The sequence below is a fragment of the Paenibacillus marinisediminis genome, from assembly GCF_054343325.1.
In genome coordinates, this window is the sequence record NZ_JBTGUH010000001.1 from 796,128 (window position 1) to 810,659 (window position 14,532).

General features: G+C 45.3%; 12 protein-coding genes and 1 tRNA gene. 6 read left to right on the plus strand and 7 right to left on the minus strand.

Annotation, left to right across the window (positions count from 1 at the left end; all coding sequences use genetic code 11):
- Positions 1-84 precede the first annotated feature (84 nt).
- Positions 85-987, plus strand: coding sequence for a transposase (locus ACXX53_RS03600; protein ID WP_458567222.1), 903 nt, complete (start codon positions 85-87; stop codon positions 985-987).
- A 585-nt stretch (positions 988-1,572) separates the two neighbouring features.
- Here ACXX53_RS03600 and ACXX53_RS03605 read toward each other — a convergent pair.
- The 5 genes from ACXX53_RS03605 to ACXX53_RS03625 all read right to left on the minus strand — a co-directional run bounded on the left by ACXX53_RS03605 (position 1,573) and on the right by ACXX53_RS03625 (position 8,058).
- Positions 1,573-1,658 (minus strand) — tRNA-Leu (locus tag ACXX53_RS03605).
- 218 nt (positions 1,659-1,876) lie between these two features.
- Positions 1,877-3,586: an ABC transporter substrate-binding protein gene (locus tag ACXX53_RS03610; RefSeq protein ID WP_458567223.1), complete on the minus strand. Its 1,710-nt coding sequence runs from the start codon at positions 3,584-3,586 to the stop codon at positions 1,877-1,879.
- A 109-nt stretch (positions 3,587-3,695) separates the two neighbouring features.
- Complete coding sequence (locus ACXX53_RS03615; protein ID WP_458567224.1) at positions 3,696-4,595, minus strand: carbohydrate ABC transporter permease; 900 nt, start codon at positions 4,593-4,595, stop codon at positions 3,696-3,698.
- A gap of 34 nt (positions 4,596-4,629) precedes the next feature.
- A complete protein-coding gene (locus tag ACXX53_RS03620; protein ID WP_458567670.1) occupies positions 4,630-5,514 on the minus strand; it encodes an ABC transporter permease in 885 nt (294 codons plus the stop codon).
- A gap of 309 nt (positions 5,515-5,823) precedes the next feature.
- A complete protein-coding gene (locus ACXX53_RS03625) occupies positions 5,824-8,058 on the minus strand; it encodes a helix-turn-helix domain-containing protein (protein ID WP_458567225.1) in 2,235 nt (744 codons plus the stop codon).
- A 268-nt stretch (positions 8,059-8,326) separates the two neighbouring features.
- Here ACXX53_RS03625 and ACXX53_RS03630 point away from each other — a divergent pair, with 268 nt between their 5' ends.
- On the plus strand, positions 8,327-9,373 hold the full coding sequence (locus ACXX53_RS03630; protein ID WP_458567226.1) for an SIS domain-containing protein: 1,047 nt from the start codon (positions 8,327-8,329) through the stop codon (positions 9,371-9,373).
- 103 nt (positions 9,374-9,476) lie between these two features.
- Here ACXX53_RS03630 and ACXX53_RS03635 read toward each other — a convergent pair whose 3' ends face one another.
- Both ACXX53_RS03635 and ACXX53_RS03640 read right to left on the minus strand, forming a co-directional pair.
- Positions 9,477-10,388 (minus strand): DMT family transporter, encoded by a 912-nt coding sequence (locus tag ACXX53_RS03635; protein ID WP_458567227.1) that lies wholly within the window; start codon positions 10,386-10,388, stop codon positions 9,477-9,479.
- A 32-nt stretch (positions 10,389-10,420) separates the two neighbouring features.
- A complete protein-coding gene (locus tag ACXX53_RS03640; RefSeq protein ID WP_458567228.1) occupies positions 10,421-10,738 on the minus strand; it encodes a thioredoxin family protein in 318 nt (105 codons plus the stop codon).
- Between the two features lie 319 nt (positions 10,739-11,057).
- On the opposite strand from ACXX53_RS03640, the gene ACXX53_RS03645 reads away from it, so the two are divergent.
- The 4 genes from ACXX53_RS03645 to ACXX53_RS03660 all read left to right on the plus strand — a co-directional run bounded on the left by ACXX53_RS03645 (position 11,058) and on the right by ACXX53_RS03660 (position 14,510).
- Positions 11,058-11,501 carry a DUF1641 domain-containing protein gene (locus ACXX53_RS03645; protein ID WP_458567229.1) on the plus strand — a complete coding sequence of 148 codons (444 nt, stop codon included), beginning with the start codon at positions 11,058-11,060 and terminating at the stop codon, positions 11,499-11,501.
- A gap of 39 nt (positions 11,502-11,540) precedes the next feature.
- Positions 11,541-12,719 (plus strand): NAD(P)/FAD-dependent oxidoreductase, encoded by a 1,179-nt coding sequence (locus ACXX53_RS03650; protein WP_458567230.1) that lies wholly within the window; start codon positions 11,541-11,543, stop codon positions 12,717-12,719.
- Positions 12,720-12,817: 98 nt separating this feature from the next.
- Positions 12,818-13,738, plus strand: a complete 921-nt coding sequence (locus tag ACXX53_RS03655) for a UbiA family prenyltransferase (protein WP_458567231.1) — start codon at positions 12,818-12,820, stop codon at positions 13,736-13,738.
- A 43-nt stretch (positions 13,739-13,781) separates the two neighbouring features.
- Positions 13,782-14,510, plus strand: coding sequence for a DUF6081 family protein (locus ACXX53_RS03660; protein WP_458567232.1), 729 nt, complete (start codon positions 13,782-13,784; stop codon positions 14,508-14,510).
- The last annotated feature ends 22 nt before the right edge of the window (positions 14,511-14,532 follow it).

Below are 14,532 nucleotides of genomic sequence, written 5' to 3' on the forward strand. Positions count from 1 at the left end.
TTGATAAGAGAACATTTGTTTGGTATAATTTAACTATAAAGCAGGGACATTCATCCATCTTCTGATGTTTGGGAGGTTCTATTTATGGAGAACTGGAACTCGTGGAATACACTTGAGGAGCTATCTCTTCATTTTTCGGACGAACAAGTTTGTGTTTCCTACTTATATAATTTGAAATGGCCGCATGGATTTGAATGCCCCCGTTGCCAACATTCGCACGCTTATGTCATTAATACCAGGCGGCTCCCGCTGTATGAATGCAGTGCATGCCATCATCAAACATCACTCACGGCTGACACTATTATGGAGAATAGCCGCACCCCATTGCAGAAATGGATCACTGCCATATGGCTAGTTTCTCAGCACAATGTTAATATCAACGCCATCAAGCTGCGCTCAATTATCCAAGTTACTTATAAAACAGCTTGGTCTATTCTTCATAAGATCCGATCTGTTATCAGTGCTATAGACGTGGATTCTCCATTAGAACATAACGTTCAAGGAATTGTAGAATATCACTGCAAGCCTCTCTTTCGTTCAACGCTGGAGCTTCTTCCATACGAGCATCCGCTTATTGTTGCTGCGACCATTAGCTCAAACGATCAAATCATTCGCCTCAAGATAAAGACCGTCAATCGACAACACCTTTATGGTAGAAATCTACACCCTATTGCTTGCAGCCATTTCATTGATCTGCATACTTGTACAGAGGCGTCTAGTATCTCGATTATTTCACATCTATACCGAGCACAGAAATTTCATACACTGAAGAGAGCTTTTAAACAAGCTCGTAGTTGGATGATTGATACATTTCACGGAATTGGGATCAAGTATTTGCAACGCTATTTGGATGAATTCTGCTTTCGCTCCAATGCAAGATCGGAGCATTATTCTGCATGGGAACTCTTAATCCGCTCATCCATGTCCAATCGCTATCGTTCATTATTAAGACAAAACACGATTTCCTCTCAATATTTAGCAGCGTAATTACCGTAACCCGAATCAAATATGATCTATTAATTGTTGGTTCGCACGCTAATGCGCAATCATTCGTTAATAGTTGATCATGTTAACCTTACAGGCAGGCAGTCTTATGTACCAGGTTAACGTTTTTTCGCCGTCACCTTTCTTACAATTACAGGATTTGAAACTATGAATGTATAGTGAACACTGCATATATTGCTTCTGAGACAATGGGATAATGGTCAAATGCTTTCTCAGACATACTACTTCTTCTCCCGAAACTGACTACTTATTCTGCTAAATACTAGTTCACAGGCCTTGAGTTCATACCTGACTTCAGGGGATAATGGTCAAATGCCTTCTCAGACATACTCCTTCTTCTCCCGAGACAGAGTACTTATTCTGCTGAATACTAGCTCGCAGGCCTTGAGTTCATACCTGACTTCAGGGGATAATGGTCAAACGCCTTCTCAGACATATGTAGTTCATAACTGTTTATTTTTCCCTACTATTATATTGGGTTACTATTTACGATAAATCTGCTGGCGCAATTATCGATGAACACGCAAAAAAACTCTTGCTGCGCAAGAGTTCTGATTGATAAGTTTATGGTGCGGTAGAGAGGACTCGAACCTCCACGAGCGTACGCCCACTACCCCCTCAAGATAGCGTGTCTGCCATTCCACCACTACCGCACGTTTAAATATCAAAAAAGTGACTACTCGATTAATATAACATTATTATAGTCGATTGTAAAGTTTATTTACATCAGTTCACTGTTGGAACAATAATACAACGATCAAGCCCGAGGTCGTGGATTGGCATCGCTGTTTCTTGAAGCTAGACAGCTATGTCATTTTTACGACCCCGGGCAGAATAGATTGAGCTTACCGTTGCATAGCTCGAATTACGATCATTTTATTGTCAGAGCTTTTTGATAGATCTCAATATACTTATCGGTTTGTAGACCATCAAAGCCCTTTACATAAGCGTCCCACTCTTTCTCAATATCTTTGGAGCCAGTAATAAATTGCGCCATATTCGACTTCACATAATCAATGATCGTCGTTTTTAGCTGTGCTGCAATCTCTGCATCTTCAAGAGCAATAAATATACTGTTAGGATACTTTTCCTTTGAATGATAAGGCACGTATTTCTTCGACTCCATTTGCAGACGGGTGCCATAACCGCCTTCTGCTAACGGATCTTGAGGCGCAACCCATGAATCGCGATAAGCATACGTGCGGAGAGAAGGACCAATCTGCTCCCAGCCATCATTATGAGTCGGTTTCTTCTCTTGCTGTATAAACGCATATTTAGCCTGTTGGCCGTTAATGTCCTTTTCGCCTGGCTCCGCCTTCTTCCAACCCTTTCCTTCCGGACCGTTTTCCTGAAGTACAATCGCTTCCTCGGTGAACAAATAATCAGCTAAGCGAATAGCGGCAATCTGCTGCTCCTTCGTTGCCTTGTTCGTGATCGCAAATTGCGAACTTCCGATCCCTGCAAAGTTAAGCGACTGCTGAACGCCGTTTGGACCTTTTAGCGGCGCAATCGTCACATAATCTTTATGACGCGGCTGCTTATCCGACATATCGTATGCATAGCTTATTAACGCTGACGTAAGAGCACCCATCACATTGTCCGGCTCGCGGTTAGCTAACTGCTGAATGGCATCAGCATTCTGAGTGAATGCCGCAGGATCGATCAAGCCTTCAGCGTATAATTTGTTAAGATAGAGCAGTCCTTGCTTCCACTCTTCCTTGTTCGCCACCAGATCGACCTTGCCATCCCTCACCATAAGGAATGTTCCCGCATTCTTCTCCGTATAATCATCCACTATAAAGGAGTTCATCAAGAATGCAGAGATGTTGCCTACCCACATCTCGTCTGAACCAGTCAGCGGTATCTCATCCTGCTTGTTATTGCCGTTCGGATCTTTCTCTTTAAATGCCTTGAGAACCTGATAGAACTCTTCTGTTGTTGTTGGTATCGGAAGGTTCAGCTTATCCAGCCATGCCTTATTGATCCACAACTTCAAGGCATTATCACAATGGAAGCATTCATTCACTTGAGGCAGAGCATAGATGTTGCCATCCGGCGCTGTGATCGATTGCTTGAGGTAAGAGATGTCCTCAATCGCCTTCTTGATATTCGGGGCATACTGATCAATCAGATCATTTAACGGGATAAATACCCCCTGTTTGCCATACTTCATCTGTTCTTCCTTCGTTAGACCTCCCTGCAGGATTACTTCAGGATAATCCCCGCTTGCCAGCATAAGCTGTTTTCGGTCATTTAACGCATTTCCCGGAACGAGATCCCATTCGATCTTGATGTTTGTCTTCTCTTCCAAAAACTTGGTATAGGTGTTCGTCTCCATATTTTCAATAGTCGAAAGCTGTGGCGCAAACATCTTGATTGTCATCTGTTTATTCACGATTGGGTACGATCCGACTGGAGTGAATAGCTCTTCCTTGACCTCAGTCTTAACCTTGTCTCCATCTTTCTGACTTACAACAGGCGGCTCCTTCGCTACATCAGGATTGCATGCCGTTAGGACGAGCACACTGCATAATACGATACCAAGTATCCCTGCAAATGTTCTACTCCATTTCTTCCCCATTCTGACGACTCCTCTCAACATTAGATCATTGCTCTAAGCTTCACAACTAATTCATACATGTTGCCTTAGTGTGGTACCCATTCCCACCTCCAACCTATAATCGATCTCATCAGCCTTTCAAGGATCCGATCATAACTCCCTTAACAAAATGCTTCTGTACAAACGGATAAATGATCAGCACTGGCGCGCTGGCCACGACAATCAATGAATATTTCAGCAGATCTTTAAGCCCCTGCTGTGCAAGCACCTGATCTGCATTCGCCAGCATCGTAGCGTCAACCGTATTCATAATTAAGATGTTTCGCAGCACAATCTGCAGCGGAAACAGATTCTGTGATCGTAAAAAGATCAGCGCATCAAAATAAGCATTCCAATGCCCTACCGCATACATCAAGGTCATTACAGCTAATATCGGCTTCGATAAAGGCAGCACGACACTCGTCATGAAGCGAATATCACCGCATCCATCCAGTTCTGCTGCTTCTGCCAGCTCATCAGGAATCGTCGTTTGGAAAAATGTCCGCGCAATAATGACCTGAAATACAGCCATCGCACCTGGAAGGATCATAGCCCAGCGGGTATCCAGCAGATGCAAATTTTTCACAACTAAGTAAAAAGGAATTAATCCGCCATCAAAGAGCATCGTAATGACCAGCAATACCATAACCACATGGCGTCCGTAAAATGTCTTTCGCGACAACGGGTAAGCCAGCATCACAGTCAGTACAACATTAAGCATCGTTCCGACCGCAGTATAGAAGAGCGAATTCGCATAGCCTGTACCAATCTGAGGATTCTGGAATACGGCTTTGTAGCCTGCAAATGTCATATCGATTGGAAAGATCCATACTTTACCCGAAACCACTGCCTGCGGCGAGCTAAGCGATGAACTAACGATATACAGCAATGGGAGCAAAATGATGATCAAAATAATCGTCAAGAAAATATAGATCAGCGTGACGAGGATTCGATCCGCCGGAGATTCCTGAATGGTAGATGATCTTGCCATAAGGGACCCCTTTCACCTATAAGATGGTATGGACTTACCACAAGCTCGTGCTGGACAGTTTACGAGCAATGTAGTTCACAGATACGAGCAAGATGAGATTAACAACAGAGTTGAAAAAGCCGATGGCTGCTGAAAAGCTGAAGCTAGAGCCTAGCAGGCCAACCTTGTATACGTAAGTAGAGATGACTTCTGAGGTGCTTAAATTGAGGGGATTCTGCATCAGATATATTTTCTCAAAGCCCAGTTTCATGATGTTTCCCAGGTTCAAGATCAACAAGATGACGGACACCGGTATGAGGGTTGGAATGTCGACGTTAATGATCTTCTGTAAACGTGATGCCCCGTCGACCTTGGCAGCCTCGTACAGTTCTGGATTGACTCCAGCAAGTGCAGCAATATATATGATTGCGCCGTAACCCGTATGCTGCCAGACGTCTGACCACACATAGATTGATTTGAACAGACTCGGCATGCCCATGAAGTTTGTATTTTCCATACCGAAAAATTGAAACAGCTTACTGATAATGCCTACATTCGGAGTGAGATTCACGATGATGATCGACACCATAATTACGGTTGAGATGAAATAAGGCGCATAGGATACCATCTGCACGCTCTTCTTGAACAAGCCGTTTCGGATCTCATTGAGGGCAAGCGCTAACAGTATAGGTGCTGGAAATCCTACCAGCAATCCATATACACTAATCCCCAGCGTGTTCTTGATATACAGCCAGAAGTTAGGTGAAGCGAAAAATTGATTGAAGTACTTCATGCCAACCCATGGACTTGACCATATCCCTTGGATGACATTGTAATCTTTGAAAGCGATTACGATTCCACCCATAGGAATGTACTTGAAAACGATCAAGTAAACGAGAGGCAGGGAGATGACCAGATACAATTGCCAGTGCCGTCTCATTCGGATCCATGCAGACTTCCTTGCCGACCTCTTTACCGAGGAATCCGTCGGTAACCTGTGTGCACCTGCTGCATTCGCTTGCTTAGACATGGCTGACTCTCCTTTCTTCGATGGGCCCTACTTGTCAGCGGTATCTTGATGTAAGTCTATAGCCGCCAGCACACTACCGACAAGAAACAATAATTAACGGATGAACTATTTTCGTATTGAGGGAATGGAGCATAAAAAAGCAGTGCTGGACTCAATCAGCACTGCTAGTTACGAGCAATATTAAGGTATCATATACAGCTTTCTTAGAATAAACCATTTTCAACTGTTCAGTCGTCGCGCTTCGTCCATGCGATATTCTCCAGGTGAATAACCTGTCACCTTCTTAAAGACGCGGCCGAACGAAATGGCACTCGTGTACCCTACCTGTTCAGCGATAGTCTGAACCGGAATCTGGGTCTCCCTCAACAGACGCTTAGCTTCCTGAAGCCGAATCTCGATCAGAAAATCTACGAATTTCTGACCGGTATGCTCCTTAAATAATCGGCTCACATATTTGGCATTAATATTGAATTCATCGCTTAGCCACTCTAATGACATGTTCGGACTATTGAAATTGTGTTCAATAAAACTGCGCATATTCCGAATCATTGCCGCATGCTGCAGCTTGCTCTGGTCAGCCTCTAGAGCCAAAGCAAGTTCATCAAGTACTTCCGCGATGTCATGTTGCATCTGATCTAAGGAATGAAAGGTGTCAATGATCACACTCAACTGTTCCATGCCTGAGTGCTGCCAGATCTCCTTCACCTCTGAGGGCAGATGCGCTGCTTCACGATCCAGATGATAGATGAAATAATTCATGATGCTTATAATCTCATCCTTCGTCAGCAAGCCTTGCTTAAATTGAGTAAAGAGCGCATCATACTTCTCCTTCCAGCCTTCCTCCTGCATTCGGAACGACTGTACAATCGAGCGAATAGCTACAAGATGCGAGTATACTTCCGCCTGCCCTTGTCTGGATATATCCTCGCGAATTATAATACGGTTATCGCCTAGCACCATCTTATAATTGAGCACTTCCTGCGCACTCCTGTATGAGCGCGCGATGTCTGATAGCTGATGAGCTGGCTCGCCAATTCCTATCGTAACGGTGAATTTTAAATTCTGCTCCGTCCACGCCCGTACACTGTCCGCCATGTGCAGCAGCGATTGGGAGTCAAACATGACATCCTCATCGCGAATAAACACCAGTGTGCTCAATTGCGAAGCTGAAATCCATTCCGACCATTGCTTCACTTCTGACCTAGACGCAATATCTTGAATGAGGCTGTGTAATGCAAATTTAAATAAATGCTGATCCTTACGTGAAAATTGATTGCAGAATTCCCCATACTTATCGATCTCGACGATAAATATCGAAATCCGGCTTGTAGGCTCAGGAAGCTGTAAACGTATCGCTTCCTGCTCCCATTGTTCACTCGTAAGCGTAGTTCCATCTTCGATTAATTGATGAAATAGATGTCGCGTTCGCAGATGCAGATCCTCTCGATACTGCTGCTGGAACTGCCGCGCTTGCTCCATGACGTTATCGATAGCCGATTCGATAAATGCAAATTCATCCATTCGTCCTCGCTTCGTACCGCTAGCTAGCGGCAGCATATAGCTGCTGAACCGGGCTGCCATCTGCTCTACCGGTCGTGAATTGCGCCTAGTAATAAACACTATCCAGATCAAGCCTAACACAACCATCGTCAAACCGATGATCGACCATACATTATACAGCATGGACACGATATTCATCATTCCGCCTCGCACAAATCCGCTCTCAAACTGCCATTCGGTATATCCAGAGGTATAGTCCGTAGTCAGGCTGGATTCTTCTATATGGATATCATGGCTAAACATCGCTTGCCCTGATTTATCCCGAACTTGAATAAAGCTGTAGTTCGGATCGTGCATATCGGTAGTCATTCGCCGCAAGCTGTCTGCGGCTACGTTCACGACAATCATCCCTTCATTATTCACCATGAAGGGAGCACCTCTGACTAGGCTCACAACCTGTTTCCCGCCTACCATCGGAAATTGCACAAAGGTCCTTAGATTTGTCCATTTTACAGAAGTAGAGTCCTTGGATTGTTCAATGAATACCTTATCCGGATAAGTGCTGATATAATCTCTTGTTGCATTGCTTAGAACATAGCTGTCTGAAAGACGGACAAGATAGATGGAATCAATAATAGGATAGTAGCTGATCATATCATTCATCTTCTTAACCGCACGGATATCGACATAGGCCTCTTTCTGTTCCGTTTGCGCGAAAAAATCGTGCAGATCTCGGTTATTAATAATCTCCTGCAGCACCATATTATCAATTGCCTTGAGCGAGGTATCCATTAGTCTCATGGCCTGCAGGGAAAGCTGCTTATTGGCTTTCATCGCTTCTGTGCGGCCCTGTTCACTTATCAATTGAAAGCTTACGAAGAAGGTAAACGATATGACGACTATAAAGATAGGCATATAAGAAAGCAGCAGCCTGTTAAACCACGATTTGCTCATCCCCATACCTCGCTTCCTGTGATTTGGATAGATCTATCCAAATGTTGGAACATGCATTCATCTCGATTTTATGGGTTACACATCTGTTACGCAATACAAACTTACTTATATGTATTTATTTGGATGTATAGTGGAGTGCTCGGTGAAGTTACAACAATCCTTACGAATTCCTTTAAAATGATTGATTCAATCATTTTTATGATGTATTATTTCATTATAATGATTGCAAGCTATGTAATTATCATTTTCCTATATGAGGAGGCCTCCAATGAAGTCTTTAACGTATACTGAAACGAAACAGCAGTACAGCGCTTTACAACAAACTTACGACTACATGATGTCCAAGCGGGATGAGCTACAAGCCTTTTTCAAGTCCCTGTCTATTACTTCCGTTACCTTTACAGGCTGCGGCTCCAGTTACACCTTAAGTGAAGCAGCGGCATTCTCTGTTCGCAAGCGAGCAGGCATGCCAGCCGCTGCGCTTGCAGGCGGCGATCTTATGCTTAACTACAAGCAATATGGCGCGATGCTGAATAATACCCTGCTCATCGCACCTTCTCGCTCTGGCAGCACGAGCGAGGTTGTCCAAGCTGTAGATGCGCTAAAGCAGGAGCAGTCGATTCCTGTGCTGGCATTGTCCTGCGTATCAGATTCACCGCTATCGAAGAAAGCGGACTTCTCGCTTGAGTTGCCATGGGCATTCGATCACAGCGTCTGTCAAACACGCACGGTAACCAACCTCTACACCGCTAACCTGATGATTGCTGCCTTTATCGGCAACGATGAACGTTTAATTGCGGATATTGGAACCGCTATTCGTCAAGGAGAAACGTATATGGAGCGTGTGGAAACCGCTCTCGCACAGGCAGCCGATACGGACTGGTCGCATGCCGTTCTGCTCGCAGACGGCGAGCTCCAAGGACTCGCTGCCGAAGGAGCCATCGCATTAACAGAGATTGCGAAGGTGCAAGCGCACGCCTACCATCTGCTCGATGTACGCCACGGACCGATGGTAACGATCGGCCCGAACACGCTTGTCATCGCGGTCCTCACAAGCGAAGGCACTGAATATCAGCATAAGCTGATGCAGGATATTAAAGCCCGCGGAGCATTGGTTATCGCCTTTGGCGATCGCTCCAGCGTCGTTCCTGCGGAAGTCGTTGACCTTGCTGTTATCGCTGAGAGCGAGCTTGATATCGCGGCACAAGGAATTCCATTCATGTTCATCCCGCAGATCGTTGCTCTTGCCAGCGCCAAGCGCCAAGGCATCAACCCGGATCAACCGGACGGACTTACCGCTTGGGTAAAGCTGTAAGCTCCTCCTTCTTGAACATAGCAAAGGGCTGTTCCCTAGGTCACTCAGACCTTAGGGAACAGCCCTTATCCATTCAACACGACAGCTTCAATAGCTTCTGTCGTTAAGCATTATAACCGAGCTCTTCTTGCAGCTTAACATCCTTCCTCTTCCCCGAGTAGTTCACGAAATAGATGCTAATGATGATCAGGATCAAACCGAGTAGAAGCGTATACGTGAACGGCTCATCCAAGAAGATCGTGCTCGTTAACACCGCAATAAGGGGTACGAGAAACGTAAACGATGCGACCTTACTCGCTTCGCCCGTGCTGACAAGCTTATAATAGATAACAAACGCAATAGGAATACCTAGCGTCGCACCAAAGCCTAAGCCGAGCAAGTAAGAACTGTTCCATACGATATCGGACCAACTCTCAGCACCGGTGCCAATTCCCGTCAATATAGCCCCGCCTATCAAAAATTGAAAAGCTACCATCCACATCGGATCTACCTTTGCGCTCTCTTTTTTCACATAGATAACACCCAACGCCCAGCTTAAAGCTGTCAATAGCGCCAAGATTACGCCGATGAACGATATCTCGCCTGTTATTCCATTAGAGCTGACCGTCATTATGCCAAGAAAGCCGACAATGAGGCCTGCAAGCTTAATGACCGACATCCTTTCCCCCAGCCACATCCAGGCAAATAAACCGATCAACACTGGCTGAAAGTATACGATGACCGAGAACAATCCGCCCGGTAAGTATAGTAATCCAATACTTTGAAGTCCATAAAACAATACAGCGTTGAACAGGGCGGAAATAACGTACCGAAACCAATTCTCACGCCATTTCAGCTTATCCCAATGCGGTATCAAAAATAAAGACAACAGCAGCCCTCCAAACAGCGATCGCATCCCTGCAAATAGAATAGGAGGAGTATAATCCAAAGCTACCTTGTATATGGGCCAGCTCAATCCCCAGATCAGAACGAGGCAGCCAATAGCTGCTGCCGTTTTCATTGAAGCCTTACTCACGCATAACCCCCGCATTCCGGATGAAATTCAATTTATGATAGCGTACCTAGAAATTCTCTAATCTGATTAGGTGTCTTTGTGAACTTGCTGTGCAGATGTCCAACCTTCTGACCGTTCTTATAGATAATTAGACTCGGTATACCTCTAACCTCATTCGCTTCCGCAATATGCTGGTACTGCTCAGCATCGATCTCGAGCCACGTCTTATCAGCATGCTCGGCGGTAATATCGCCAATAAAGCGATCAAGATTTTTACAATCCGGGCACCATGTCGTAGTGAATTTCAAAATGGTGTAGCCTTCCTGCGCAATTTGGGTCTGATACTGTTGTTCAGAGCTTACTTTTTCCATTGTTATCATCCTCGCTAATGTTCATGTGGTTATATTTCATTATATAGTAATTCATCTCGTAAATGCTTGATTCACACCTATTTCCTACAGCGCTGTTACAAAATTCACAATTTTTCAACATTTTATGTTCAAAAGTTAACTTTCCCCTCTGTAATTATTTCAATATGTATTTTATAATTAGTTTTATTAAGTGATAATTGTTATTAATTGAGGATGATATTCACTAAGCTCTATTTCAAGTTATGAACTTGTATGAAGGCAGAAGTTAATCTGCCCCCTAGAATCAAGCAGAAATGCTAACTGTAAAGGAGAACTGGATATGTCAGAAACAAACACACAAATCAACGCTGAACATGAAGTGCTGCCGGTATCCGCTAATCAAGATAAACTTGATATTCTGGATCAGCTGATGAAGCCGGAAGTTCAGGAATCACTAACTGTATTGGTAGAGCAGCTGCCTAAGCTGACCGAGCTGGTCAATGTACTGACAAAGTCATATGATTTCGTACAAGCTGTAGCAACTGACGATATCTTAAAGAATGACACGGTCGGCGCGATTAAGGAGCTTGCAGGCCCTGTTACAGATACGGTTAAGAATATCGCGGCGACAGCTATAGAAGCGAAGGATCGCGCTGAAGCAAGTCAAGAAGCGATCGGTCTCTTTGGTCTATTAAAAATGATGAAGGATCCACAAACGCAGAAGATGTTCCGTTTCGCTAACGCTTATCTTCAAATCTCAAGTGAACGAGCTAATCAAAAATAGTTCCATATTCATGGAATAAGTAAGGACGGAGGATAAACTATGTCTAAACATATTGTCATCTTAGGTGCAGGCTATGGCGGACTTCTAGCTGCATTGAATGTTCGTAAATATTACAGCAAGGCCGAAGCGCAAGTAACGGTCATCAATCAATACCCGACGCATCAGATTATTACGGAATTGCATCGCCTGGCAGCAGGCAGCGTTGCGGAGAAAGCTGTTGCTATGCCGTTAGAGAAGCTGTTCAAAGGCCAAGATATCCATTTGCGCATCGCTACGGTAGAGTCATTCAATGTTAATGAGAAGCAAGTGAAATTGTCGGACGGTTCTTTCATGAACTATGACGCTTTAGTAGTTGCATTAGGAAGCAAGACTGCATACTTCAACATTCCAGGCCTTGAAGAAAACAGCATGGTGCTGAAGTCGGCAGACGATGCGAACAAGATCCATCAGCATATCCAAGACCGTCTTCAAACTTATGCGAAGTCGAAAAATGAAGCTGATGCAACCATCTTAATCGGCGGCGGTGGCTTGACAGGTGTCGAGCTCGTCGGTGAAATTGCAGACAAGATGCCTGCGTGGGCTAAGACCTACGGCATCGATCCCGCTGAGATCAAGCTGATTCTCGTAGAGGCAGGGCCTAAGATTCTGCCTGTGCTCCCAGAACATCTGATTGCTCGCGCAACAGAGAGTCTTGAAGCCCGCGGCGTGAAGTTTTTGACGGGCGTTGCGGTTACGAATGTTGCAGGAAACGTCGTTGACTTGAAGGACGGTTCACAAGTCGTAACGAATACCTTCGTATGGACTGGCGGCGTTCAAGGCAACCCGCTCGTTGGCGAATCGGGTCTTGAAATGAACCGCGGACGCGCATCCGTGAATGAGCACCTTCAATCCGTGTCCCATCCTGACGTATTCGTGGCTGGCGACAGCGCCGTATTCTTCGCTCCAGACGGCCGTCCTTATCCGCCAACGGCTCAGATCGCATGGCAGATGGGTGAGTTGATCGGCTACAATCTGTACGCGTACCTTGAACATAAGAATATGGAAGCGTTCAGTCCTATCAACTCCGGTACGCTTGCCAGCCTCGGCCGCAAAGATGCTGTAGCTACTATTGGCGCGAACAATATTTCGCTTAAAGGTATGCCTGCTACCATGATGAAGGAAGCAAGTAATATTCGTTATTTGTCCCATATTAAGGCGCTATTTGCCTTAGCTTATTAATTCATAGCTATGTTAAAACTCCACTCCCAGCCCATACTTTTGGTTGGGAGTGAAGTGTTTAGAGATTCATTTTCCAGTATTGTGGAGGGAACATCCGCATGAACAAATTGCAGCTATTTATGAAAGCGTCGCGGGTACAGGTTGTCCCGATCATGCTCATCCCTGTCATTCTGGGAGCATTAGGCGCTTATGTATGGGAGGGCGTATTTCATCCCCTTCTGCTATTGATCACCTTGCTGGGTTCGGCGGCCGCGCATCTATTTTCCAACATGATCAATGATCTATGGGATTATCGCAGCGGTGTGGATATAGCAGCTAAAGAAACGGCTGGAACCATATCTACGAATTCAGGGTTTCTCGCAAACGGCACGATGAGTGAGCGCACCTTCGCTATTATTACGTGGGCACTGTTCGGATTTGGTATGTTGTGCGCCATTATTTTAAGTATCATCAGTGGATGGTGGGCGTTTGTGCTTGGCTTATTGGGCGGATTAATTGCTTATTTCTACGTTGGACCGCCGCTTCGCTTCGGTTATCGGGGCAAGGGCTACAGCGAGATTGCCATTCTACTTTCATTCGGGGTACTCCCTATCGCGGGTTCCTACTACGTGCAGACGAGCCATTTTGACTACCGGGCTATATTGCTGTCGTTGCCGATTGGTCTCTTGACTACGCTTATTCTATTCAATCATCACTTCCTGCATTGGCAGGCGGATAAGCAATCAGGCAAGAATACGCTGGTCGTCGTATGGGGCGAAGAACGAGCGCTCAAGTTCTCGAAGCTTCTGCTCTTCCTCGCGTACGGCAGTTTAGTCCTGTGTGTTGTTCTCGGTATTCTGCCGTTGTACGCACTCATCGCAGTTATCACAGTAATACCACTCTATCAAACCTATGGCAGAGTTCGTACGAGCGGACAAGCTCACGCCTTCCTGCCATTGATGAAATCGTCACTTCAAGCTACGATACGCTGTGGAGCGATCATGATGCTTTCACTTATCATACAAGGTCTTATTCAATAAGCTAATTCATTGTCATATCACAACGTAGAAGGAGTTATAGACTATGGAAAAACAGATCATATTAGGCGACTTTGATACCATCCTGAATGAAGGGCATGTGTGGAAGATGGGCGGCTTCAAGCTTCCAGACGGCTCATTCTGGGAATATCGCGAGCCGAATGCGACCGTTATTGTACGCAACGGAATCCTCTATGTACGCGCTCCGCTCAGCCGTCAGAACCATCAGGTTCAGATTCTGGATAACGCGAAGCATATGTACTACTCTGTCGAGGACATTCAAGTGCCGGAGCAGGGCGAGATCAGCTTCGAGCTTGATATTCGCGCAAGAACACAGAACACGGTTCCGAACGACCTGTACGATGGCTATGTATCGCTGAACCTGCTCGATTTCTCGACAGGCGGCGCGCTCGATTTCTTCGCTGGCCGAGATAAATATGCGAGCGTGTATGCAGTGTTGCCATTCCCAGGTGTGCAAGTTCCGGAAACCAATAAGACGAGATACTTCTGCATCTTTAAAGAAGATACGAACTTCAAGGCTGGCGAATTCAACAACTACCGCATTACGTATAACCGCGAGAACGATGAGATCGTGTTCTACGTAAACGGCGAGGAAGTGCGCCGCGAGAAGAACGTGCCGATCAAGTTCAACAAGTTCACAGTTGCGCTTGGTATTATGACGGAGAAAGATTTAACGCCGGAAGGCAGTGTATCCGTGCATGGTCAAACCGTAACCGCTGAATATTCGCCTGTAAAGATCACAATTAACGAATAAGACGCAAAAGGGGCTTGCTAGC